This window comes from Pseudomonas sp. EA_105y_Pfl2_R69 (assembly GCF_963970915.1).
Lineage (GTDB): Bacteria > Pseudomonadota > Gammaproteobacteria > Pseudomonadales > Pseudomonadaceae > Aquipseudomonas.
Genome location: NZ_CAXAOO010000001.1, coordinates 352,148 through 374,352, shown reverse-complemented (window position 1 = coordinate 374,352; position 22,205 = coordinate 352,148). Strand labels below are relative to the sequence as shown.

Genomic DNA, 22,205 nt, shown 5'->3' with positions numbered 1-22,205 from the left:
ACGGGCAGGGTGCGCCACGGGACGATAGCCCCGTCACACGCAAGCGCCGCCGTTCCCTGCATGCAACAGCGTACCGACACGCAATAAAAAACCCGCCGAAGCGGGTTTTTTATTGCGTGTCGGCTTAGCCGTTGAACACGTCATCCACCGATTGCAGCGGGTAATGCTTCGGATACGGCAGAGTCGCCACGCCGCTTTCGATGGCGGCCTTGGCCACCGCGTCGCAGACGACGGTGATCAGGCGTGGGTCCATCGGCTTCGGAATGATGTACTCGCGGCCGAACGACAGGGCAATGCCGCCGTAGGCGTCGCAGACTTCCTGCGGTACCGGCAGCTTGGCCAGGTCACGCAGCGCCAGAGCAGCGGCGATCTTCATTTCCTCGTTGATGCGGGTCGCGCGAACGTCCAGGGCACCGCGGAAGATGAAGGGGAAGCCCAGTACGTTGTTGACCTGGTTCGGGTAGTCGGAACGACCGGTGGCCATGATCACGTCATCACGCACTTCATGGGCCAGTTCCGGCTTGATTTCCGGATCCGGGTTGGAGCAGGCGAAGACGATCGGGGTCGACGCCATGCGCTTGAGGTCTTCAGGAGCCAGCAGGTTGGCACCCGACAGGCCGACGAATACGTCAGCGCCATCCAGCGCATCGGACAGGGTGCGCTTGTCGGTTTCGCTGGCGAACACCGCCTTGTACTGGTTCAGATCGTCGCGGCCGGCGTGGATCACGCCCTTGCGGTCGATCATAAAGATGTTCTCGACCTTGGCACCCATGCTCACCAGCAGCTTCATGCAGGAGATGGCAGCAGCACCGGCCCCCAGGCAGACGATCTTGGCTTCCGGCAGGGTCTTGCCGGCAATTTCCAGGGCGTTGAGCATGCCAGCGGCCGTCACGATGGCGGTGCCGTGCTGGTCATCGTGGAACACCGGAATGTCGCACTGTTCGATCAGCGTGCGTTCGATTTCAAAGCACTCGGGTGCCTTGATGTCTTCCAGGTTGATGCCACCGAAGGTGATCGAGATGCGACGTACGGTGTCGATAAAGGCCTGCGGGCTCTCGGACTCGACTTCGATGTCGAATACGTCGATACCGGCAAAGCGCTTGAACAGCACACCCTTGCCTTCCATTACCGGCTTGGAGGCCAGTGGACCGAGGTCGCCAAGACCCAGGATCGCGGTGCCATCGGAAATAACTGCCACCAGGTTACCCTTACCGGTGTAGCGGTACGCCAGCTCCGGATCACGCGCGATTTCACGCACAGGCTCAGCGACACCCGGGCTGTAGGCCAGCGACAGGTCGCGAGCAGTGGCGGTGGGTTTGGTTAGCTCGACACTCAGCTTACCCGGACGGGGATGGGCGTGATATTCGAGAGCGGCAGTTTTCAGATCAGACATGGTGGCATTTCCGCTTTGGGCTGTTGAACAGGCAGGCGGCCGAGGATACGCAAGTTGTATACAGCTGCACAAGACTGACAAGCCCGCCAGTGTCCAGCGACTTAGCGTACGACTTTAAGCCAATCCCCCGGCTTCGGCTCGCCGTCAGGATAGAGATTATTCAGCAAACGCAGGGTCGCCAGGGCGTCGCCCGGCAGCTTGCTGCCCTTGGCCAGCGCCTCGATGGTCTGCCCCGACCTGGCCTTGACCCTGTGCAGGCGCAGCGGCTGCGCCTGCTGGTACTCGGCCCGGGTCATCGGTCGGAAGCTTTTGATCACGCTTAGAAACTGCTCATCCTGGCTTGCCAGCGCGGCACGACCACGCACCGCGGCGACAAACAGATAAGCCCCTGCGCCATGCTGGATAACCGCCACGCGCTTGGCCGCATTGCCCGGAATCACCGCGCTATAGCCCTTGAGGCCGGCCTGCTGCAACTCGACAGTGGCCATCAGGCGCTGGCTGCCGACGCGCTGGCGCAGCAGCTCAGCCGGCGTCAGTTTCTGCGGATTATCCTCCAGGGTCATGGCAATAAACGCCTGTTGATCGGCGGTGTGACCGATCAGCGCATCCGGGCGATTGAGCAGACCCCAGCCTTCGGGAAACGCCAGGGTGAAGTTCAGGCTTGCATGGTAGAAACGCTGGCCACGGCGCACGCCGGTTTCGGCGGAATCACCAAAGGGCAAACCTTCCAAGTGCCTGAGAAAGGCCTCGCGATTGACCTCCTGCTGGCCGGTCGCCAAGGCCTGCGCCGGGCCCAGCACCTGCTGCAAACGCCGGTCGTTATCCGGGTGGGTATCGAACAGACCGTGATAACCGCCGGCCGGCTGCGCCTCACCGCGCCTGGCGGCCTGATCGCGACTGAAAACCTCCTGATTCTTCAACACCCTGACCACTTCGATCATCGCCTGCGGATCGTAGCCGCTACGGGCCAGATACTGCGCGCCCAGGCCGTCGGCCTCCAGCTCCATATCGCGGCCATAACCACGGACAAAGGCGCTGCCCAGCACATTGGTGACATCGGCTGCGGCCCCTACGCCGGTACCGATCGCCACGGCCTGGCCCAGCACGCCCCAGGCGGTGGACTGGCTTTGCTGCTGCACGCTGTGCCGGGCGGTCACATGAGCGATCTCATGGCCCAGAACGGCGGCCAACTCGGCTTCCGAATTGAGGTAGGCGAGCAGCCCGCGGTGGATATAGATATAACCGCCTGGCAAGGCGAAGGCGTTGATATCCGGGCTGTCGACCACGGTGAACCGATAGGCCAACTGGTTGCGGTGGCTGCTTCTCGCCACTCGCTCGCCGACCTGCTGGACATAGGCCTGCAGCTTCTCGTCGGCGTAACGCGGGTTCTGCTTGAGGATCTGCTGGTTATAGCGCCGCCCGAGATCCAACTCCTGCTGCTCGCTCATCATCACGAAATTGTTGCGTCCGGTCGCCGGATTGACCGCACAACCGGCCAGCTGCATCAACAGCACCAGCACAGCCAATAGCCGCAGATTCACGGCAGCACCTCCAGCATCGCCGCATGGGTCAAGGGCAGCATCCAGCGCGCCTGCCCCGCTGACAAGCCGCCGCGCCGCGAGCGGTCGATCAACCAGCCCCGGGCCTCGACCCTGCGCCCGGCCAAGCCCTGCAATTGGCGCAGGTCAAAGCCATCCAGGGCCTGGGCGGCCACATGCAGCACCGTCGAATCACCCAGCTCCAGCCACACACCACCACGATTGCGCTCGACACGCTCGACCCTGGCCCGAACCAAGGTAAAGCCGCCGCGCTGCAATTGCCCAGGGCTCCGAATCGGCGGGTTGCGCCAGAGCCCCAGCTGCGCCTGACGCGCGCCGCGTTCTGCGCTCTGCTGACAGTCCACCAGGGCCAGGTTGGGTGCAATGGCCACCATATAGCCGAGCCCTTCGGCCAACAACTGCGCCTCCAGGTTGCGCCCGCGACTGTCGTAGACATGGGCCAGGGTGCGCCCGTAGTGATCCCTGGTCTGCTGGCCGAGCTGCAGCGAGACGCGCCCATCGCCGGCCGCCACCAGAGCCTGCAGGCGCTTGCGCGCGACTTCGGCGAAGGGTTCGGCGGAGCGCCCCTGGCGTCCCAGCTCAGGCGTATTCAGGCCGATCAAGCGAACACTGCGCCCATCGACCAGGCGCAAGGTGTCGCCGTCCACCACCCGCTGAACCTGGACGCTGGGCAAGTTGCCGGGGGCTGGACAGAACGCCAGCGCGGCACCCGAATAAAAGCCGAAAACGAAAAAGGCGCCCACAAGGGACGCCTTTTTCAGTAGCGCGGGGCAACCCATGCGGGTCTCCGTCGCTGTGCGCAAGCTTACTGCTTGGCACCGAACATGCCGAAACGCTGCTTGAAGCGATCAACACGGCCGCCGGTATCCAGCATTTTCTGCTTGCCGGTGTAGAACGGGTGGCACTCGTTACACACGTCCAGGGCCAGCGGCTTGGTCAGGGTGGAGCGAGTTTCGATCACGTTGCCACAGCTGCAGGTAGCGGTGAGGGCTTCGTAAGTAGGATGGATATCGGCTTTCATGGTATTTCCTCGGGCTGACGTGCCGCCACTCGACACTATTGTCGGGTACCGCACGGAATTAGGCCGGCGATGATACCAGAGCACCGCGGCGACGCAAGCCGCGGCAGTCACCGACCGTCGCCCGGCTGCATGCTAAGATCGCGCCCTTCCAGCTGGAGCCTTTGCGTGCCCGACGCCATTCTGCGCCTCGCCCTGCCCTCGCCGCTGCGCCGCCTGTTCGACTACCGTGCCCCGCCCGGTGTGCCACGCAGCGCCCTGCAGCCTGGCGCGCGGCTGCGCGTGCCCTTTGGCCGGCGGGAAATGATCGGCATCCTTATAGAGGTGACGGACCACAGCGAGGTGCCAGCGGACAAGCTCAAACCCGCCTTGCAGCTGCTCGACGCCCAGTCGCCGCTGCCGCCCGCGCTGTTCAAGCTGTGTCTGTGGACCGCCCAGTATTACCAACACAGCCTCGGTGACACCCTCAGCTGGGCGCTGCCGGTACTGCTGCGCCAGGGCGAGCCGGCGGAAGTGCGCCAGGAACGCTTCTGGTCCATCGCTGCGGGCGCACAGCTGGACGATCCACGCCTGAGCCGCGCGCCACGCCAGCGCGACGCCCTGAAAACCCTCGCCCAGCATCCCCACGGCGTTGCTCACCCGCTACTGAGCAAACTGCAGCTGAACAAGGACAGTCTCGACCTGCTGCAGGAAAAGGGCCTGGTACAGGTCGAAGTACGCCGCCATGCGCCGAGTGCGCGCCACGCCAGCTGGCTTGCCCAGCCGGAACTGCCGCTGAATGCCGAACAGCGCGCCGCCAGCGAGGCGATCCGCTCGGGCCTCGGCAGTTTCAACGCCTTTCTCCTGGCCGGGGTGACCGGCAGCGGCAAGACCGAGGTGTATCTGCAGCTGATCCGCGAGACCCTGGAGGCCGGCAAGCAGGCCCTGGTGCTGATCCCGGAGATCAACCTCGGGCCGCAGACCCTGGTGCGCTTCGAGCAACGCTTCAACGCCCGTATCGCCCTGCTGCACTCGGCGGTCAATGATCGCGAGCGCCTGGACGCCTGGCTGGCGGCCCGCGATGGCGAGGCGGACATCATCATCGGCACCCGCTCGGCGCTGTTCACCCCCATGCAGCGCCCGGGCCTGATCATCATCGACGAGGAGCACGACGCCTCCTACAAGCAGCAGGAAGGCCTGCGCTACCACGCCCGCGATCTGGCCGTGGTCCGCGCCCACCAGGAAAACATCCCGATCGTGCTTGGCTCGGCCACCCCCTCGTTGGAGAGCCTGCACAACGCCCACAGCGGCCGCTACGCCCTGCTGCACCTGCGCGAACGCGCCGGCGGTGCCAAGCAGCCGCGCTTTCTGCGCCTGGATGTAAAAAGCCGGCCGCTGGACTCCGGCATCTCCGGGCCCATGCAGCAGGCCATCGCCCAGACCCTGCAGGCCGGCCAGCAGGTACTGGTGTTCCTCAACCGCCGCGGCTTTGCCCCGACCCTGCTCTGTCACGACTGCGGCTGGCTGTCGGAATGCCCGCGCTGCGATGCGCGCATGACCGTGCACCAGCGCTCGCGCGAGCTGCGCTGCCACCACTGCGGTCATGTCGAGCGCCAGCCGAGCAACTGCCCGAAATGCAACAACGTCGACCTGCGCCCGGTCGGGGCCGGCACCGAGCGCGCCGAAGAACGCCTGGAAATTCTCTTTCCCGGCGTACCGGTACTGCGCGTCGACCGCGACAGCACCTCGCGCAAGGAAGCCATGACCAGCCTGTTCAACACCGTGCAGCGCGGCGAACCGTGCATCCTGGTCGGCACCCAGATGCTCGCCAAGGGCCACCATTTCCCCCGCGTCACCCTGGTGGCGATCCTGGATGCCGACGGCGGCCTGTTCTCTGCGGATTTTCGCGCCAGCGAGCGCATGGCCCAGCTGATCGTTCAGGTCGCCGGCCGCGCCGGTCGCGCCGAAGAGCCGGGCAAGGTGATTATCCAGAGCCACCTGGCCGACCATCCTCTACTGGTGCAGCTGACCGAGCAGGGCTACTTCGCCTTCGCCGAGCAGGCCCTGAGCGAGCGCCGCGGTGCCGGCCTGCCGCCGTTCTGTCACCTCGCCCTGCTGCGCGCCGAAGCGCACAAGCCGGGCCAGGCCGAAGGCTTTCTCGACGATGCCTGCACGGAAGCCGAGCTGTTATTGAACGAACTGCAACTCAGCGGTATCGAACTGCTCGGCCCGGTACCCGCGCCCATGGAGCGCCGCGCCGGCCGTTACCGCGCCCAGCTGCTGGTCCAGGCTAACGCCCGCGCGCCGCTGCACCGCCTGCTCAACAGCTGGATGCTGGCCCTGGAGCAGATGCCCAGCGGCCGCGCGGTGCGCTGGTCGCTGGATGTGGACCCCATCGATCTGTTTTAAGGTAGGGTGCGCCATGCGCGTCAGGCCTCACCCCAGCTAAATACTGCCCAGAGCGCACCCTGCTTGTGGCCTGCCGCCTGCCGCTGCTTTTATAATGCGCAGTTTTCGACCAATGCCCACGGGCGACCCGAGAGACCATGAAAGACACTATTCGCCACCTGATCCAGCAAGCCCTGTCCCGCCTCACCGCCGACGGCGTGCTGCCCGAGGGCCTGACTCCGGCCATTCAGGTGGAGAACACCCGAGACAAGAGCCACGGCGACTTCGCCAGCAATATCGCCATGATGCTGGCCAAACCGGCCGGCCTGAAACCGCGTGACCTGGCCGAGAAGCTGATCGCCGCTCTGCCTAGCGAGGCCGCCATCAGCAAGGTCGAGATCGCCGGCCCGGGCTTTCTCAACTTCTACCAGGACACCCAGGCCCTGGCCGCGCGCCTGGACGCCCTGCTGGCCGACGCCAAGCTCGGCGTATGCAAGGCCGGCCCTGCGCAGCGCGTGGTGGTCGATCTGTCCGCGCCCAACCTGGCCAAGGAGATGCACGTCGGCCATCTGCGCTCGACCATCATCGGCGACGGCGTGGCGCGGGTGCTGGAGTTCCTCGGCGACGAGGTGATCCGGCAGAACCACGTGGGCGACTGGGGCACCCAGTTCGGCATGCTGCTGGCCTACATGCAGGAAAACCCGGCCGCCGCCGAAAGCGAGCTGGCCGACCTGGAAGGCTTCTACCGCGCGGCAAAGAAGCGCTTCGACGATTCCCCTGAGTTCGCCGAGCGGGCCCGTGAGCTGGTGGTGCAGCTGCAGGCCGGCGATGCCGAATGCCTGCGCCTGTGGCACCGTTTCAACGACATCTCCCTGAGCCACTGCCAGGCGCTGTACGACCGCCTCGGGGTGAAGCTCTCCATGGCCGACGTCAAGGGCGAGAGCGCCTACAACGACGACCTGGCCAAGGTGGTTGCCGACCTCAAGACCAAGGGCCTGCTCAGCGAAAGCGACGGTGCCCAGTGCGTGTTTATGGACGAGTTCAAGAACGCTGATGACAACCCGCTGCCGCTGATCGTGCAGAAGGCTGGCGGCGGTTACCTCTACGCCACCACCGACCTGGCTGCCACCCGCTATCGTGCCAACGTACTCAAAGCCGACCGCGCGCTGTACTTCGTCGATCAGCGTCAGGCCCTGCACTTTCAGATGGTCTTCACTGCTGCGCGCCTGGCAGGTTTCGTCCCTGAAACGATGCAACTGGAACACATGGGTTTCGGCACCATGAACGGTGCCGACGGCCGCCCATTCAAGACCCGCGACGGCGGCACCGTGAAGCTGGTCGACCTGCTCGATGAGGCCGAAGAGCGTGCCTACGCCCTGGTCAAGGACAAGAACCCCACGCTTCCCGAAGCCGAACTGCGCCAGATCGCCCGCGCCGTGGGCATCGGTGCGGTGAAATACGCCGACCTGTCCAAGCACCGCACCAGCGACTACCGCTTCAACTTCGAGCTGATGCTGAGCTTCGAGGGCAACACCGCGCCTTACCTGCTGTACGCCTACACCCGTGTGGCCAGCGTATTCCGCAAGCTGGGCAAGGGCTTCGAGCAGATTGAGGGCAGCCTCGAGCTGCAGGCCGCCCACGAAATCGAACTGGGCGGCAAGCTCGCGCAATTCAACGAAGTACTCGCCAGCGTTGCCGACAAGGGCGAGCCGCACCTGCTCTGCGCCTATTTGTATGACCTGGCCGGGCTGTTCTCCAGCTTCTACGAGAACTGCCCGATCCTCTCCGCCGAGGACGAAGGTGTGCGCAACAGCCGCCTGCGCCTGGCCGCGCTGACCGCTCGCACGCTCAAGCAGGGCCTGGAACTGCTCGGCCTGGACACCCTGGAGCGCATGTAGGTGGCGGCGAAGAAAAAAGCCGCACCCAAGCGCGGTGCCAGCCGCTATCAGGCCCCGGCGAAGAAGCCGGTGCCGGGCTGGTTCTGGCTGGTCTGCGGCCTGGTGATCGGCGGCTTTATGGTGTTTCTGTTCAGCCTCGAACCGGGTCGCGACGACATCAAGCGCAGCAAGGTCGAACAGGCGCGCGCCACCCAGGCCAGCAAAGCGGCGGCCAGCAAGCCGGCCACCCACGAGCCAGCCAAGCCCAAGTACGACTTCTACACCCTGCTGCCGGAGTCGGAAGTGATACTGCCGCCGCAGCCCATCGAGCCACCCGCACCACCGGCGCAGAAACCGGTCACCCCTGAGGAAGCAGCGAAGATCGATGCCGCCCGCGCCGAGGCCGCGCTCAACGGCCAGGTGCCGCCACCGCCACCGGTGGTCGCCAAAGGCCCGGTCAGCTCGCAGTTCTTCCTCCAGGCCGGCTCGTTCCGCCGCAAGGACGACGCCGACGGCCTGCGCGCGCAAATCATCCTGCTCGGACAGAATGTGCAGGTGGAGTCCGGTACGGTGCGTGAGGAAACCTGGCACCGCGTGCTGGTCGGCCCCTTCGCCACCCGCGAGCAGCTCGGCCAGGCGCAGAAGTCCCTGGCCGCCAGCGGCTTCAGCAATCTGTTGTTACAGCAGCGCCAGGCGCAATAAACCACGCGATTTCAGGCTCTCGGGCACCGTCTGACGACTATTTGTCGGACGGCGCGCGCCCAGGGCTTGAAGCGGGCCACCGCTGCCCCCACTTCACTCAGCATTGGGCACTTTCGCCCCGCTGCGTGGAGACTCTCCCCTTGACCACCATCGTTTCAGTGCGCCGCAACGGCAAAGTCGTCATGGGCGGCGACGGCCAGGTGTCCCTCGGCAATACCGTGATGAAAGGCAACGCGAAAAAAGTGCGCCGCCTGTACCACGGCCAAGTGCTGGCCGGTTTTGCCGGCGCCACCGCCGACGCCTTTACCCTGTTCGAGCGCTTTGAAGGCCAGCTGGAGAAACACCAAGGCAACCTGGTGCGCGCCGCTGTCGAGCTCGCCAAAGACTGGCGCACCGACCGTTCGTTGAGCCGCCTGGAAGCCATGCTGGCCGTGGCCAACAAAGACGCCTCCTTGATCATCACCGGCAACGGTGATGTGGTTGAGCCCGAACACGGCCTGATCGCCATGGGTTCCGGCGGCGGCTTCGCCCAAGCCGCGGCCATGGCCCTGTTGCAGAAAACCGACTTGAGCGCCCGTGAAATCACCGAAACCGCGCTGAACATTGCCGGCTCCATCTGTGTCTTCACCAATCAAAACCTGACTATTGAAGAGGAAGACTGCGCCGAGTAAGGCGCGGTCTTTTCTGGAGTACGCCGCATGTCCATGACGCCCCGCGAGATCGTTCACGAACTCAACCGCCATATCATCGGTCAGGACGACGCCAAGCGCGCTGTGGCAATCGCCCTGCGCAACCGCTGGCGGCGCATGCAGCTGCCGGTTGAGCTGCGCGCCGAAGTCACACCGAAGAACATCCTGATGATCGGCCCAACCGGCGTCGGCAAAACCGAAATCGCCCGACGTCTGGCCAAACTGGCCAACGCACCCTTTATCAAAGTGGAAGCGACCAAATTCACCGAGGTCGGTTATGTCGGCCGCGATGTCGAGTCGATCATCCGTGACCTCGCCGATGCGGCGATCAAAATGCTGCGCGAGCAGGAGATGATCAAGGTCCGTCACCGCGCCGAAGATGCTGCTGAGGAGCGCATCCTTGATGCCCTGCTGCCACCGGCCCGCACGGGTTTCAACGAGGAAGCCGCGCCGGGCAGTGATTCCAACACCCGCCAGCTGTTCCGCAAGCGTCTGCGCGAAGGCCAGCTGGACGACAAGGACATTGAGATCGAAGTGGCCGATGCACCGGCCGGCATCGAAATCATGACCCCGCCGGGCATGGAGGAGATGACCAACCAGCTGCAGAGCCTGTTTTCCAACATGGGCAAGGGCAAGAAGAAGAGCCGCAAGCTCAAGGTGAAAGAAGCACTCAAGCTGGTGCGCGACGAAGAAGCCGCGCGCCTGGTCAACGAGGAAGAACTCAAGGCTCAGGCCCTGGAAGCGGTGGAACAGAACGGTATCGTGTTTATCGACGAGATCGACAAGGTCGCCAAGCGCGGCAACACCAGCGGTGCCGATGTGTCCCGCGAAGGTGTACAGCGCGACCTGCTGCCACTGATCGAAGGCTGCACGGTGAACACCAAGCTGGGCATGGTCAAAACCGACCACATCCTGTTTATCGCCTCGGGGGCCTTCCACCTGAGCAAGCCGAGTGACCTGGTGCCCGAGCTGCAAGGCCGCCTGCCGATTCGCGTCGAGTTGAAAGCCCTGACCCCAGAAGACTTCGAACGCATCCTCACCGAGCCGCACGCCTCGCTGACCGAGCAATACGCCGCACTGCTGAATACCGAAGGCCTGGGTATCCAGTTCGTCGCCGAAGGCATTAAGCGCATCGCCGAGATTGCCTATCAGGTCAACGAAAAGACCGAGAACATCGGCGCGCGCCGCCTGCACACCCTGCTCGAACGTCTGCTCGAGGAAGTCTCCTTCAGCGCAGGCGACCTGGCCGGCCAGCAGAACGGCACGCCGATCGTCATCGACGCGGCCTACGTCAACAGCCACCTCGGCGAACTGGCGCAGGACGAAGACCTCTCGCGCTATATCCTCTAACAGCAGCCTGTAGGAGCGAGGGGGACGCCTAGTCCTTGCTGGCGATTTAACATGATCGCGAGCAAGCTCGCTCCTACATTCCCTGCGGAACCCGCCCATGCGTATTCCTACCGCGATAAAACTGCACAAAGCCTCGAAAACCCTGGAGCTGCACTACGGCCCCGACGAGCGTTACAGCCTGCCGGCGGAGTTTCTCCGGGTGCACTCGCCCTCGGCCGAAGTCCAGGGCCACGGCAAGCCCATCCTGCAGGCGGGCAAACTGCATGTCGGCCTGAGCAAGATCGAACCCGCCGGCAACTACGCCCTCAAGCTGAGTTTCGACGACGGCCACGACAGCGGCCTGTTTACCTGGGATTACCTCGAGCAACTGGCCACCGCACAGGAACGCCTGTGGGCCGACTACCTGGCCGCGCTTGCCGCCGCCGGCAAGTCCCGCGACCCCAACGAAAGCGTGGTCAAGCTGATGCTCTGAAGCGCAGGCGCGACGGGCCGTCAGGAATGGCCCGGGCGCTTCAGTTTTATACCCTCACGACGCCTGCCGGGCGACAATCCGTCGCACCCCGGCAGCCCGCCTAAACCCTTGTGCCTAGCCGGTTAGAGCGCATTTTCTAATCCTTCCCGGCATACTCCCCACGCATTCGGTCCATATCGCGACCAGCTTGCACAATTTCACAAACTCGGGTAACCAAGTAGCTGGAAGTTTCCTTGCGCCCGGGCATCTCGGGTGCAGAGAAGACTGCGGAGCTGATCCGCCCTCGGCAACCCGGGCAATACCTGGTTCATGGAACCGGCTAAAAGTCTCGCGAGCTAGAGTCATGCAAGGCAAAAACTAGTGAGGAAGCGGAGTGTACTTTTGTACATGAGCATTCCGAGTCTGTTTTTAACGCAGCAGGACCGACGCGCAGCTGACTTAGAGCAGGTTCTAGCCCTGTGTCACCGTGCACAGCAGTACGCCGGTATTTCGTCTCAGGACAATGGAGCGTTGTAGATGACTGACAAGAACAATGATGACCTGAAGCGCCAGGCCTCCGAGAACACTCTCGGCCTTAACCCGGTGATCGGCATCAGCGGTAAAGACCTGCTGACTTCAGCCCGCCTGGTATTGCGCCAGGCCATCAAACAGCCCTTCCACAGCGCCAAGCATGTCGCCCATTTCGGCATGGAACTGAAGAATGTGATGTTCGGCCAGTCCGAACTCAAGCCCGCAGACGGCGACCGCCGCTTTGCCGATCCGGCCTGGAGCCAGAACCCGCTGTACAAGCGCTACCTGCAGACTTACCTGGCCTGGCGCAAGGAACTGCATGACTGGGTCGAGCACAGCAACCTGTCCGAGCAGGATGCCAGCCGCGGCCACTTCGTGATCAACCTGATGACCGAAGCCATGGCCCCGACCAACACCGTGGCCAACCCGGCGGCGGTCAAGCGCTTCTTCGAAACCGGCGGCAAGAGTCTGCTCGACGGCTTGTCGCACCTGGCCAAGGACATCGTCAACAACGGCGGCATGCCCAGCCAGGTCAACATGAATGCCTTCGAGGTCGGCAAGAACCTGGCCACCACCGACGGCGCAGTGATCTTCCGCAACGAAGTGCTGGAACTGATCCAGTACAAGCCGATCACCGAGCAGGTCCAGCAGCGTCCGCTGCTGGTGGTGCCGCCGCAGATCAACAAGTTCTATATCTTCGACCTGTCGCAGGAAAAAAGCGTGGCCCGCTTCCTGTTGCGCAACGGCATCCAGACCTTCGTGGTGAGCTGGCGCAACCCGACCAAGGCCCACCGCGAGTGGGGCCTGTCGAGCTATATCGAAGCGCTGAAGGAAGCCATCGACGTGGTTACCGCCGTCACCGGCAGCAAGGACATCAACATGCTCGGGGCTTGCTCCGGCGGCCTCACCACCACCTCCCTGCTGGGCCACTACGCCGCCCTCGGCGAGCACAAGGTGCATGCCCTGACCCTGCTGGTCAGCGTGCTGGACAACCGCCTGGAAACCGATGTGGCGCTGTTCGCCGACGAGAAAAGCCTGGAAGCCGCCAAGCGCCGCTCCTATCAGGCCGGAGTGCTGGAAGGCAGCGACATGGCCAAGGTGTTCGCCTGGATGCGCCCCAACGACCTGATCTGGAATTACTGGGTCAACAACTACCTGCTGGGCAACGAGCCGCCTGTATTCGACATCCTCTACTGGAACAACGACACCACCCGCCTGCCGGCTGCCCTGCATGGCGAGTTTATCGAGATGTTCAAGTCCAACCCGCTGATCCGCCCCGGGGCCCTGGAAGTCTGCGGCACGCCAATCGATCTCAAGCAGGTCACCTGCGACCTGTTCTGCGTCGCCGGCACCACCGACCACATCACCCCCTGGGAGTCCTGCTACAAGTCGGCCAACCTGTTCGGCGGCAAGGTCGAATTCGTACTGTCCAACAGCGGGCATATCCAGAGCATTCTCAACCCGCCTGGCAACCCCAAGGCGCGTTATATGACCAATAGCGAAATGCCGCTCAACCCCAAAGCCTGGCAGGCCAGCTCGACCAAGCATGCCGACTCCTGGTGGCTGCACTGGCAGTCCTGGCTGGCCGAGCGCTCCGGCGAGCAGAAAAAGGCTCCCGGGCAACTGGGCAACAAGAAATATGCCGCGGGCGAAGCCGCCCCCGGCACCTACGTGCACGAACGCTAATCGACTGCGCACTGCGCAACGCTGCCCGCGGCACTGGAGGTGCCGCTCGCCAGCCTGGGCCCATCGGCCCGCGCGTGGCGAACCAGGCTCTGCCCTGGCGGTTCTGGGAATGACCTGGACGGTCTGACCCAGTGTTTTTATTGATAGGGCTTTTGCGTATGTCGTTACCCTTTGTATTCCGTACCATCGAACTGGACGGCCAGACCATTCGTACCGCCGTTCGCCCGGGCAACGGCCAGATGACTCCCTTGCTGATCTTCAACGGCATCGGTGCCAACCTGGAGCTGGTCATGCCCTTCGTCCGCGCCCTCGACCCGGGCCTGGAGGTGATCGCCTTCGATGTGCCCGGTGTCGGCGGTTCCTCCACGCCCAGCACGCCCTACCGCTTCCCCGGCCTGGCCAAGCTGGCGGCGCGCATGCTCGACTACCTCGACTACGGCCAGGTCAATGCCATCGGCGTGTCCTGGGGCGGAGCCCTGGCGCAGCAATTCGCCCACGACTACCCGGAGCGCTGCAAGAAGCTGATCCTCGCCGCCACCTCGGCCGGCGCGGTGATGATTCCCGGCAAACCCAAGGTGCTCTGGTGCATGGCCAGCCCGCGGCGTTATGTGCAGCCGTCCTATGGCGTGCAGATCGCTCCGGAAATCTATGGCGGGGCCTTCCGCCGCGACCCTAAACTGGCCCTGGCGCATGCCAGTAAAGTCCGTTCGGGCGGCAAGATGGGTTACTACTGGCAGCTGTTCGCAGGGCTGGGCTGGACCAGCATCCACTGGCTGCACAAGATCCGCCAGCCGACCCTGGTGATGGCCGGCGACGACGACCCGCTGATCCCGCTGGTGAATATGCGCCTGCTGGCCTGGCGCATCCCCAACTCCGAACTGCACGTGATCGACGATGGCCACCTGTTCCTGGTGACCCGCGCCGAAGCTGTCGCACCGATCATCATGAAATTTCTCGAGGAAGAACGGCAACGCGCGATCATGCACCCGCACCCCGCCCCCGCCCGCAGCCATTGACCGTCGCCCCCGGACAAGACGCCGGATCGAAGTCCGGCACAGCGGTGGTGCGCGCAGGCAACCCTTGACCCGTTTTCGAGCACGCGGTATTACCTGAAACTTGGTGCGACGTAGTCTGGGATGCCCCTTCGCGCCCATTGGTATAAGCCTTGCTGCTTATCTGTAAACCTTGAAGTCTCACGGTTTGACGACGGAGTGTTGCCCAATGCGAGACCAGCCGACCAGAAAGACCCTGCCTGCCTCCTACCGCCCGATGAATGCGCAAAACGCCGTCGCTGGACTGCGCGGGCGTGATGTCCTGTCCACGTTGCGTGGCCTAGCCCTGCAGGGTCTCAAGCAACCCGTACACAGCGCCCGCCACGTGCTGGCCCTGGGCGGTCAACTGGGCCGGGTCCTGCTCGGCGACACCCCCTACCAGGTCAACCCCCAGGACGCCCGTTTTGCCGACCCGACCTGGCACCACAACCCCCTCTACAGGCGCAGCCTGCAGGCCTATCTGGCCTGCCAGAAACAGCTCAACCACTGGATAGACGAGAGCAGCATGAGCGCCGACGACCGCTCCCGCGCGCGCTTTATCGCCACCCTGCTCGGCGATGCCCTGTCCCCCTCCAACAGCCCGCTCAACCCGCAGGCGCTCAAGGAATTCTTCGACACCGGCGGCAGCAGTCTGGTCAAGGGCCTCGGCCACCTGTTCGACGACCTGGTGAACAATGACGGCATGCCCAGCCAGGTCAGCAAGCAGGCCTTCGAAGTTGGCCGCAACCTGGCCACCACCAGCGGTGCCGTGGTGTTTCGCAACGAGCTGCTGGAACTGATCCAATACAAGCCGATGAGCGAGAAGCAGTACGCCAAACCCCTGCTGATCGTGCCGCCGCAGATCAACAAGTTCTATATCTTCGACCTTGCCAGCAACAAGAGCTTCGTCCAGTACGCCCTGAAGAACGGCCTGCAGACCTTCGTCATCAGCTGGCGCAACCCCGACCCGCGCCATCGCGAATGGGGCCTGTCGAGCTATGTGCAGGCGGTCGAGGAGGCCATCGATGCCTGCCGGGCGATCACCAGCAGCAAGAACGTCAACCTGCTCGGGGCCTGCGCCGGCGGCCTGACCATCGCTGCCCTGCAAGGCCACCTGCAGGCCAAGCGCCAGCTGCGCAAGGTCGCCAGCGCCACCTACCTGGTCAGCCTGCTGGACAGCCAGATCGACAGCCCGGCCATGCTGTTTGCCGACGAGCAGACCCTGGAGGCGGCCAAGCGTCGCTCCTACCAGCAGGGCGTGCTGGACGGCCGCGACATGGCCAAGGTATTCGCCTGGATGCGCCCCAACGACCTGATCTGGAACTACTGGATCAACAACTACCTGCTCGGCAAACAGCCACCGGCCTTCGACATCCTCTACTGGAACAATGACAACACCCGCCTGCCGGCGGCCCTGCATGGCGACCTGATCGACTTCTTCAAGCACAACCCGCTCATCCGCGCCCAGGGCCTGGAAATCTGCGGTACCCCGGTTGACCTGCAGAAGGTCACGGTGGACAGTTTCAGCGTGGCCGGGATCAACGACCACATCACCCCCTGGGACGCGGTCTACCGTTCGACCCTGCTGCTCGGCGGCGACCGGCGCTTTATCCTGTCCAACAGCGGGCATATCCAGAGCATCCTCAACCCGCCGGGCAACCCCAAGGCCAACTTCTTCGAGAACGGCAAACTGACCGGCGACCCGCGCGCCTGGTATCACGATGCCAAACATGTGCAGGGCAGTTGGTGGCCCGAATGGCTGAGCTGGATTCAGGCCCACTCCGGGGAAACCCGCGAGACCCTCACGGCCCTGGGCAACCCGCACTACCCGGCCATGGAGGATGCACCCGGTACCTATGTGCATGTGCGCTAACCACAACGGCCGCCAGTTGGCGGCCGTAGCTATCCCCCCGCGGCCAGAATAAGAAGACCCGATGAAGACCCGCGACCGTATCCTCGAATGTGCCCTGCTGCTGTTCAATCAGAAGGGCGAACCCAACGTCTCCACCCTGGAGATCGCCAATGAACTGGGCATCAGCCCGGGCAACCTGTATTACCACTTCCACGGCAAGGAACCGCTGATCCTTGGCCTGTTCGAGCGCTTCCAGGGCGAGCTGGCTCCATTGCTCTCGCCGCCGGAAGACGTGCAGCTGGACGTGGAAGACTACTGGCTGTTCCTGCACCTGATCGTCGAGCGCCTGGCCCACTACCGCTTCCTGTTCCAGGACCTGTCCAACCTGACCAGCCGCCTGCCCAAGCTGGAGCGCGGCATGCGCCACTGGCTCAATAGCCTGAAACGCGCCCTGGCCGAACTGCTCGCACGCCTGCAGGCCGCAGGCCAGTTGCTCAGCGACACCCAGGCCCTCGGGCAGCTGGTGGAGCAGATCACCATGACCCTGCTGTTCTCCCTCGACTACCAGCGCATCCTCGGCCGCGAAGGCGAAAGCCGTCTGGTGGTCTATCAGGTGATGATGCTGGCCGCGCCGCATTTGGCGAGCGACTCGCGCTTCGCCGCCGAGCAACTGGCCCAGCGTTACCTGCTCGACTGAAACGGGGCCGCTGCGCCACAAACGCAAACGCCCGGCACTAGGCCGGGCGTTTGCGATAACTGCCGAGGGTCTTACGACTGGCTGGCAGGTGTTACCGGTGCAGCGGCTGCAGGTGCCGATACAGGTGCAGCGGCCGGAGCAGGTGCGGCGGCGACGGCCGGAGCCGGAGCAGCAGGCTTGGCCGCTACAGGCTTGGCTGCTGCCTTGACTGCAGGCTTGGCGGCAGGTTTGGCTGCTGCCTTGACCGCAGGCTTGGCGGCCGGTTTCGCTGCTGCCTTGACCGCAGGCTTGGCGGCCGGTTTCGCTGCTGCCTTGGCCGCAGGCTTGGCGGCCGGTTTGGCTGCTGCCTTGGCCGCAGGCTTGGCGGCAGCTTTGGCCACAGGCTTGGCTGCAACCTTCTTGGCCGCAGGCTTGACCGACTTGACCGATACACCGGTCAGTTGCTCGATCTGCTTGGTCAGGCTTTCGACCTTGGCGTTGAGCGCCTTCACTTCATTGCGGCTCGGTACGCCGAGGCGCGAAATGGCGTTGTTCAATCGCTTGTCGAAGGCCTCTTCCAACTCGCCCCACTTGCCCAGCGCCTTGTCCTTGACCTCGTCGACTCGCGACTTGGCCGTGTCCACTTTCGAACCCACGGTGGACTTCACGGCACCCACTTGCTTGTCGACTTCGGTCTTGGCCAGCTTCTCGGCTTTTTCGCCGTCCTTGACCAGCGTGTCGAACAGCTTGTTGCCGTCCTTGCTGACCTTGGAGTAGGCACCCAAACCAGCCAACCAGATCTGACGCGAGTATTTTTCTACTTCGCCGATCCAGGAAGTGGTTTGCTTTTCGGTTTTCTTTTTGACAGCCATCCTGCTCTCCTTATTTGGTACGCGCGACGTGCTCGAGCAACGCGCTCAGCTCATCCAGCTTAGCAGAGAGTGCTTCAACATCCTGCTTGGACGGGATGCCGATGCGGTTCAGGGCGCTGGCTACACGGTTGTCGAAAGCCTTCTCGATCTTGTCGAGTTGCCCTTCAACTTTGCCTTTCACGCTGCTGACGTTGTTGGTGACAGTGCTCTTGACGCTGTCGATCTGGCTGTTGGCCGCTTCAACCTGTTCGTTGACCAGCTTTTTGCCTTGCTTTTCAACACCTTCGCCGTTCTTGACGAGTTCCTTGAAATACTCGGCACCCTCTTGGCCGGCTTTGGCGTAGGCACCCAGGCCAGCCAGCCAGATCTTGCGGGCATAGACTTTAACGTCGCTCAGCACGGTGGCGGCTTCTTCGACTTCGACTTCGACTTTCTTCTTGACGGCAACTTTCGACATGGTGCACCTCACTCTAAGTGTTTCGAGGAAACGCCCACGGGATGCAGGCTTAGCTGCAAGGTATCGATGAAAATTAGAAACCGCATACTAAGCGTAAGAAAAACTGCCGGGAGCCATTTTTTAACGCCGCACAGCGAAGGCCCGCAGGGTGGCCGCCATGGATCGCTGGCCACACATAATTGCGCAGAACATTTTCAAACAGAACGTCAGGCCTGCAGATTCTTGTCCAGCACCTCTTCGATCTCCCGTTTGATGCTGCCGCTCATGGCCGACAGCAACAGCCCCAGGTTGAGCTGCACACGCACGCTGTCCTCGGCCACGTCGATGCGCCCATCGGCACCGCTGCGTTTGAACTCCAGACTGTCGCCATTCCAGCGATAGCGCACGTCGTATTCGCGGGCCAGGCGCTCGGCCAGCTCCTCGGCCTTCTCCCGGGCGACTTCGCGCCCCAGGCAATGGGCGCGCTCGATATTGATTTTGGCCATGGCCTTTCTCCTCGCCAGTTAACTGCGACCTTAGGTCGCTGCGACTATAGCAAGGCTGCGCGTGGCAAGCTGCAGGCACATCGGCCTGTCGCCGTCCGAGCCCTCGCAAAGGTTTACTCGAAGCGTGTGGCGTGAAGCCCATGGCGACCTTTTAGGTTTAGAATGGCCGCCACTTTGATTCCGCCTCTCTGTTAAGGGAAAGGGCAAGATGAACGACCCGCGCAAGAGCAACGACAGCGAACCCACCACCCACTTCGGCTTCCAGAACGTGCCGGAAAGCCAGAAGGCGGAAAAAGTCGCCGAAGTCTTTCACTCGGTAGCGGCCAAGTACGACCTGATGAACGATGTGCTGTCCGGCGGCCTGCATCGCCTGTGGAAGCGTTTCACCATCGAACTTTCCGGTGTGCGCCCGGGCAATCGGGTGCTGGATATCGCCGGCGGCACGGGCGACCTGACCCGCAAGTTCTCCGCCCTGGTCGGCCCGACCGGCGAGGTGGTGCTGGCCGATATCAACGAGTCGATGCTGCGCGTCGGCCGCGACCGCCTGCTGGACAGGGGCGTGGCCGGCAACGTCAGCTTCGTCCAGGCCGACGCCGAGAAGCTGCCCTTCCCGGATAACCATTTCGATGTGGTCACCATCGCCTTCGGCCTGCGTAACGTGACGCACAAGGAAGACGCCCTGCGCTCCATGCTGCGCGTGCTCAAGCCCGGCGGCCGCCTGCTGGTGCTGGAGTTCTCCAAGCCGTCCAGCGAGTTGCTGTCGAAGTTCTACGACGCCTATTCCTTCAAGTTCATGCCGCTGGCCGGCAAGCTGATCAGCAACGACGCCGAGAGCTACCGCTACCTGGCCGAGTCGATCCGCATGCACCCGGATCAGGACACCCTCAAGGCGATGATGGTCGAGGCCGGCTTCGAGCGCGTGACCTACCACAATATGACCGGCGGCATCGTCGCCCTGCACCGCGGCATCAAACCCTGATGCTACTCACGGGGCTGTATGCCGGGGTCGAACGCGGCCTCAATCGGGTACTGGCCATGGACAGTACCGCACTGCCACGCCTGGCCCGCCTGAGCGGCCGGGTGATCGCCGTGGAGTGTGCCGCGCCGAACCTGCAGCTGTTTATTCTGCCCAGCGCCACTGGCTTGCAACTGGCCGCGCAGTGGGAAGGCCCGGCCGACTGCCGCCTGCGCGCCCCCGCCGCCAGCCTGGTGCGCCTGGCCACCAGCAAGGACAAGACCCGCATCCTGCACAGCCCGGAGGTCAGCCTGGAGGGCGACAGCACAGCCCTGCTGGAGCTGTCCGGCATCCTCCAGGACCTGGAACTGGACTGGGAATACGAGCTGGCGCGCTGGCTCGGCCCGGTGGGCAGCCAGCTGCTCGGCGGCCATCTGCGCAGTCGGGTGAACTGGGGCAGTCAGGCCCTCGACAGCCTGCGCCTGAACCTGGCCGACTACCTCAGCGAAGAATCCCGCAGCCTGGTGGGCCAGCGCGAAGCCGATGCGCGCTTCGCCGAGCTGGATAACCTCAAGCTGGCCCTCGACCGTCTCGACGCGCGCATCGAGCGCCTCGCCCAACCGCATAAGCCCCAGTCATGACGCTGCTTGCCGTTCGCCGCCTGTTCCGTATCCAGCGGGTCATCATCCGCTACCAACTCGACGACCTGCTGCTGGCCCTGCCGGTGCCCTTCTGGCTGCGCATGCTCAGCGCCCTGCTGCCCTGGCGCTGGCTGCCGCGGCGCAATCTGCATCTGAGCCGCGGCGCGCGCCTGCGCCTGGCCCTGGAAGAACTGGGACCGATCTTTATCAAGTTCGGCCAGCTGCTTTCCACCCGCCGCGACCTGCTGCCGGCGGATATCGCCGACGAGCTGGCCAAGCTGCAGGATCAGGTGCCGCCCTTCGACCCGGCCCACTCGCTGGCGCTGATCGAGGCGCAACTGGGGGCCAAGGTCGGCGAGGTGTTTGCCCGCTTCGACGCCCAGCCGCTGGCTTCCGCCTCGGTCGCCCAGGTGCACGGGGCGCAACTGAAAAGCGGCGAGGAAGTGGTGGTCAAGGTAATTCGCCCGGGCCTCAAACCGGTGATCGGACAGGACATCGCCTGGCTGTTCCTGCTCGCCAGGCTGGCCGAGAAGGCCTCGGCCGACGCCCGACGCCTGCGCCCGATGGAGATTGTCAGCGACTACGAGAAGACCATCTACGACGAACTCGACCTGCTCCGCGAAGCGGCCAACGCCAGCCAGCTGCGGCGTAACTTCGACGGTTCGCCGCTGCTCTACGTGCCGCAGGTGTACTGGGACCTGTGCCGACCCAAAGTGCTGGTGATGGAACGCATCTACGGCATCCAGGTCACCGACCTGGCTACCCTGGCCGACCAGCGCACCGACATGAAGCTGTTGGCCGAGCGCGGCGTGGAAATCTTCTTCACCCAGGTGTTCCGCGACAGCTTCTTCCACGCCGATATGCATCCCGGCAATATCTTCGTCAGCACCCGCACGCCGTGGAACCCGCAGTACATCGCCATCGACTGCGGCATCATCGGCAGCCTCACCGACGAGGACCAGGACTACCTGGCGCGCAACCTGATCGCCTTCTTCAAGCGCGATTATCGCCGCGTGGCGCAGCTGCATATCGACTCCGGCTGGGTGCCAGCAGAAACCAAGGTCAACGATTTCGAGGCGGCGATCCGCACCGTGTGCGAGCCGATCTTCGAGAAGCCGCTCAAGGACATCTCCTTCGGCCAGCTGCTGCTGCGCCTGTTCCAGACCGCACGGCGCTTCAATATGGAAGTGCAGCCGCAGCTGGTACTGCTGCAGAAGACCCTGCTCAATATCGAAGGCCTGGGCCGCCAGCTGTACCCGGACCTGGACCTGTGGAGCACCGCCCAGCCCTTCCTCGAACGCTGGATGCGCGAGCGCATCAGCCCGCTGCACCTGCTGCGCAACCTGCAACAGCAGGCCGAACAAGTGCCGCACCTGTCGCAGATCGCCCGCGATACTCTGGAGCGACTCAACCAGCAACCAGTCGCACGTACGGCCGAGCCCAGTCTTAGCCGCCAATGGCCGGCTCGCCTGCTCGGTGCCGTGCTGATCGGCGGCGCGGTGAGTCAGGGCCTGGCCCTCAGCCTGCTGCTCTGGCCGAGCTGGGCGATGCTCGCCGGCGGCGTCTACCTGGTGCTGCGCCGATAGCCACACCGGTTACGCACTGGCACACTA

Annotated in this window: 20 protein-coding genes; 13 read left to right on the top strand and 7 right to left on the bottom strand. The window is 63.9% G+C overall.

Annotation, left to right across the window (positions count from 1 at the left end; genetic code table 11):
• Positions 1 to 124: 124 nt before the first annotated feature.
• The 4 genes from AACY13_RS01665 to rpmE all read right to left on the bottom strand — a co-directional run bounded on the left by AACY13_RS01665 (position 125) and on the right by rpmE (position 3,973).
• Positions 125 to 1,393, bottom strand: a complete 1,269-nt coding sequence (locus AACY13_RS01665; protein ID WP_339458772.1) for a malic enzyme-like NAD(P)-binding protein — start codon at positions 1,391 to 1,393, stop codon at positions 125 to 127.
• A gap of 101 nt (positions 1,394 to 1,494) precedes the next feature.
• A complete protein-coding gene (locus AACY13_RS01660; RefSeq protein ID WP_445262528.1) occupies positions 1,495 to 2,898 on the bottom strand; it encodes a M48 family metalloprotease in 1,404 nt (467 codons plus the stop codon).
• A 32-nt stretch (positions 2,899 to 2,930) separates the two neighbouring features.
• Positions 2,931 to 3,731 carry a thermonuclease family protein gene (locus AACY13_RS01655; protein ID WP_339458769.1) on the bottom strand — a complete coding sequence of 267 codons (801 nt, stop codon included), beginning with the start codon at positions 3,729 to 3,731 and terminating at the stop codon, positions 2,931 to 2,933.
• A gap of 26 nt (positions 3,732 to 3,757) precedes the next feature.
• On the bottom strand, positions 3,758 to 3,973 hold the full coding sequence (rpmE, locus tag AACY13_RS01650) for a 50S ribosomal protein L31 (protein ID WP_339458767.1): 216 nt from the start codon (positions 3,971 to 3,973) through the stop codon (positions 3,758 to 3,760).
• Between the two features lie 165 nt (positions 3,974 to 4,138).
• On the opposite strand from rpmE, the gene AACY13_RS01645 reads away from it, so the two are divergent.
• The 10 genes from AACY13_RS01645 (at position 4,139) to AACY13_RS01600 (ending at position 17,203) form a co-directional block, all read left to right on the top strand.
• Complete coding sequence (locus AACY13_RS01645) at positions 4,139 to 6,358, top strand: primosomal protein N' (RefSeq protein ID WP_339458765.1); 2,220 nt, start codon at positions 4,139 to 4,141, stop codon at positions 6,356 to 6,358.
• 137 nt (positions 6,359 to 6,495) lie between these two features.
• The gene (gene argS, locus AACY13_RS01640; RefSeq protein ID WP_339458763.1) at positions 6,496 to 8,235 is read left to right on the top strand and encodes an arginine--tRNA ligase; all 1,740 of its coding nucleotides are present in this window, start codon (positions 6,496 to 6,498) and stop codon (positions 8,233 to 8,235) included.
• Positions 8,236 to 8,916, top strand: a complete 681-nt coding sequence (locus AACY13_RS01635; RefSeq protein WP_339458761.1) for an SPOR domain-containing protein — start codon at positions 8,236 to 8,238, stop codon at positions 8,914 to 8,916.
• A 140-nt stretch (positions 8,917 to 9,056) separates the two neighbouring features.
• Entirely contained in the window at positions 9,057 to 9,587 is a 531-nt protein-coding gene (gene hslV / locus AACY13_RS01630; RefSeq protein ID WP_324521893.1) for an ATP-dependent protease subunit HslV, read from the top strand.
• A gap of 27 nt (positions 9,588 to 9,614) precedes the next feature.
• Complete coding sequence (gene hslU / locus AACY13_RS01625; protein ID WP_339458751.1) at positions 9,615 to 10,955, top strand: HslU--HslV peptidase ATPase subunit; 1,341 nt, start codon at positions 9,615 to 9,617, stop codon at positions 10,953 to 10,955.
• Positions 10,956 to 11,052: 97 nt separating this feature from the next.
• Positions 11,053 to 11,427 carry a DUF971 domain-containing protein gene (locus tag AACY13_RS01620; protein ID WP_339458748.1) on the top strand — a complete coding sequence of 125 codons (375 nt, stop codon included), beginning with the start codon at positions 11,053 to 11,055 and terminating at the stop codon, positions 11,425 to 11,427.
• A gap of 516 nt (positions 11,428 to 11,943) precedes the next feature.
• A complete protein-coding gene (gene phaC / locus AACY13_RS01615) occupies positions 11,944 to 13,623 on the top strand; it encodes a class II poly(R)-hydroxyalkanoic acid synthase (protein ID WP_339458745.1) in 1,680 nt (559 codons plus the stop codon).
• Between the two features lie 158 nt (positions 13,624 to 13,781).
• The gene (phaZ, locus tag AACY13_RS01610) at positions 13,782 to 14,639 is read left to right on the top strand and encodes a poly(3-hydroxyalkanoate) depolymerase (RefSeq protein WP_339458743.1); all 858 of its coding nucleotides are present in this window, start codon (positions 13,782 to 13,784) and stop codon (positions 14,637 to 14,639) included.
• A gap of 205 nt (positions 14,640 to 14,844) precedes the next feature.
• The gene (phaC, locus tag AACY13_RS01605; protein WP_339458740.1) at positions 14,845 to 16,527 is read left to right on the top strand and encodes a class II poly(R)-hydroxyalkanoic acid synthase; all 1,683 of its coding nucleotides are present in this window, start codon (positions 14,845 to 14,847) and stop codon (positions 16,525 to 16,527) included.
• A gap of 61 nt (positions 16,528 to 16,588) precedes the next feature.
• Complete coding sequence (locus AACY13_RS01600; RefSeq protein WP_339458737.1) at positions 16,589 to 17,203, top strand: TetR/AcrR family transcriptional regulator; 615 nt, start codon at positions 16,589 to 16,591, stop codon at positions 17,201 to 17,203.
• A gap of 71 nt (positions 17,204 to 17,274) precedes the next feature.
• Here the strand turns inward: AACY13_RS01600 and AACY13_RS01595 are convergent, their stop codons facing one another.
• The 3 genes from AACY13_RS01595 to AACY13_RS01585 all read right to left on the bottom strand — a co-directional run bounded on the left by AACY13_RS01595 (position 17,275) and on the right by AACY13_RS01585 (position 18,996).
• Positions 17,275 to 18,054, bottom strand: a complete 780-nt coding sequence (locus AACY13_RS01595; RefSeq protein WP_339458735.1) for a phasin family protein — start codon at positions 18,052 to 18,054, stop codon at positions 17,275 to 17,277.
• 10 nt (positions 18,055 to 18,064) lie between these two features.
• Positions 18,065 to 18,511: a phasin family protein gene (locus AACY13_RS01590; protein WP_339458732.1), complete on the bottom strand. Its 447-nt coding sequence runs from the start codon at positions 18,509 to 18,511 to the stop codon at positions 18,065 to 18,067.
• Positions 18,512 to 18,717: 206 nt separating this feature from the next.
• Complete coding sequence (locus AACY13_RS01585) at positions 18,718 to 18,996, bottom strand: polyhydroxyalkanoic acid system family protein (RefSeq protein ID WP_339458731.1); 279 nt, start codon at positions 18,994 to 18,996, stop codon at positions 18,718 to 18,720.
• A 208-nt stretch (positions 18,997 to 19,204) separates the two neighbouring features.
• Here AACY13_RS01585 and ubiE point away from each other — a divergent pair, with 208 nt between their 5' ends.
• The 3 genes from ubiE to ubiB are packed head-to-tail and all read left to right on the top strand — an operon-like array spanning position 19,205 to position 22,178.
• Entirely contained in the window at positions 19,205 to 19,975 is a 771-nt protein-coding gene (gene ubiE / locus AACY13_RS01580) for a bifunctional demethylmenaquinone methyltransferase/2-methoxy-6-polyprenyl-1,4-benzoquinol methylase UbiE (RefSeq protein ID WP_339458728.1), read from the top strand.
• The gene (locus AACY13_RS01575; protein ID WP_339458726.1) at positions 19,975 to 20,592 is read left to right on the top strand and encodes a ubiquinone biosynthesis accessory factor UbiJ; all 618 of its coding nucleotides are present in this window, start codon (positions 19,975 to 19,977) and stop codon (positions 20,590 to 20,592) included. Before ubiE ends, AACY13_RS01575 begins: the two co-directional genes overlap by 1 nt.
• Entirely contained in the window at positions 20,589 to 22,178 is a 1,590-nt protein-coding gene (gene ubiB, locus AACY13_RS01570) for a ubiquinone biosynthesis regulatory protein kinase UbiB (protein ID WP_339458724.1), read from the top strand. Before AACY13_RS01575 ends, ubiB begins: the two co-directional genes overlap by 4 nt.
• The last annotated feature ends 27 nt before the right edge of the window (positions 22,179 to 22,205 follow it).

Excerpts from the sequence above, each read along its gene's own strand:
- AACY13_RS01575 (WP_339458726.1), top strand. The coding sequence starts at position 19,975 with ATGCTACTCACGGGGCTGTATGCCGGGGTCGAACGCGGCCTCAATCGG.
- phaZ (WP_339458743.1), top strand. The coding sequence starts at position 13,782 with ATGTCGTTACCCTTTGTATTCCGTACCATCGAACTGGACGGCCAGACC.
- AACY13_RS01620 (WP_339458748.1), top strand. The coding sequence starts at position 11,053 with ATGCGTATTCCTACCGCGATAAAACTGCACAAAGCCTCGAAAACCCTG.
- AACY13_RS01595 (WP_339458735.1), bottom strand. The coding sequence starts at position 18,054 with ATGGCTGTCAAAAAGAAAACCGAAAAGCAAACCACTTCCTGGATCGGC.
- ubiE (WP_339458728.1), top strand. The coding sequence starts at position 19,205 with ATGAACGACCCGCGCAAGAGCAACGACAGCGAACCCACCACCCACTTC.
- hslU (WP_339458751.1), top strand. The coding sequence starts at position 9,615 with ATGTCCATGACGCCCCGCGAGATCGTTCACGAACTCAACCGCCATATC.
- AACY13_RS01660 (WP_445262528.1), bottom strand. The coding sequence starts at position 2,898 with ATGCAGCTGGCCGGTTGTGCGGTCAATCCGGCGACCGGACGCAACAAT.
- rpmE (WP_339458767.1), bottom strand. The coding sequence starts at position 3,973 with ATGAAAGCCGATATCCATCCTACTTACGAAGCCCTCACCGCTACCTGC.
- AACY13_RS01655 (WP_339458769.1), bottom strand. The coding sequence starts at position 3,731 with ATGGGTTGCCCCGCGCTACTGAAAAAGGCGTCCCTTGTGGGCGCCTTT.
- AACY13_RS01665 (WP_339458772.1), bottom strand. The coding sequence starts at position 1,393 with ATGTCTGATCTGAAAACTGCCGCTCTCGAATATCACGCCCATCCCCGT.
- phaC (WP_339458745.1), top strand. The coding sequence starts at position 11,944 with ATGACTGACAAGAACAATGATGACCTGAAGCGCCAGGCCTCCGAGAAC.
- AACY13_RS01585 (WP_339458731.1), bottom strand. The coding sequence starts at position 18,996 with ATGGCCAAAATCAATATCGAGCGCGCCCATTGCCTGGGGCGCGAAGTC.
- argS (WP_339458763.1), top strand. The coding sequence starts at position 6,496 with ATGAAAGACACTATTCGCCACCTGATCCAGCAAGCCCTGTCCCGCCTC.
- phaC (WP_339458740.1), top strand. The coding sequence starts at position 14,845 with ATGCGAGACCAGCCGACCAGAAAGACCCTGCCTGCCTCCTACCGCCCG.
- AACY13_RS01590 (WP_339458732.1), bottom strand. The coding sequence starts at position 18,511 with ATGTCGAAAGTTGCCGTCAAGAAGAAAGTCGAAGTCGAAGTCGAAGAA.
- ubiB (WP_339458724.1), top strand. The coding sequence starts at position 20,589 with ATGACGCTGCTTGCCGTTCGCCGCCTGTTCCGTATCCAGCGGGTCATC.
- AACY13_RS01600 (WP_339458737.1), top strand. The coding sequence starts at position 16,589 with ATGAAGACCCGCGACCGTATCCTCGAATGTGCCCTGCTGCTGTTCAAT.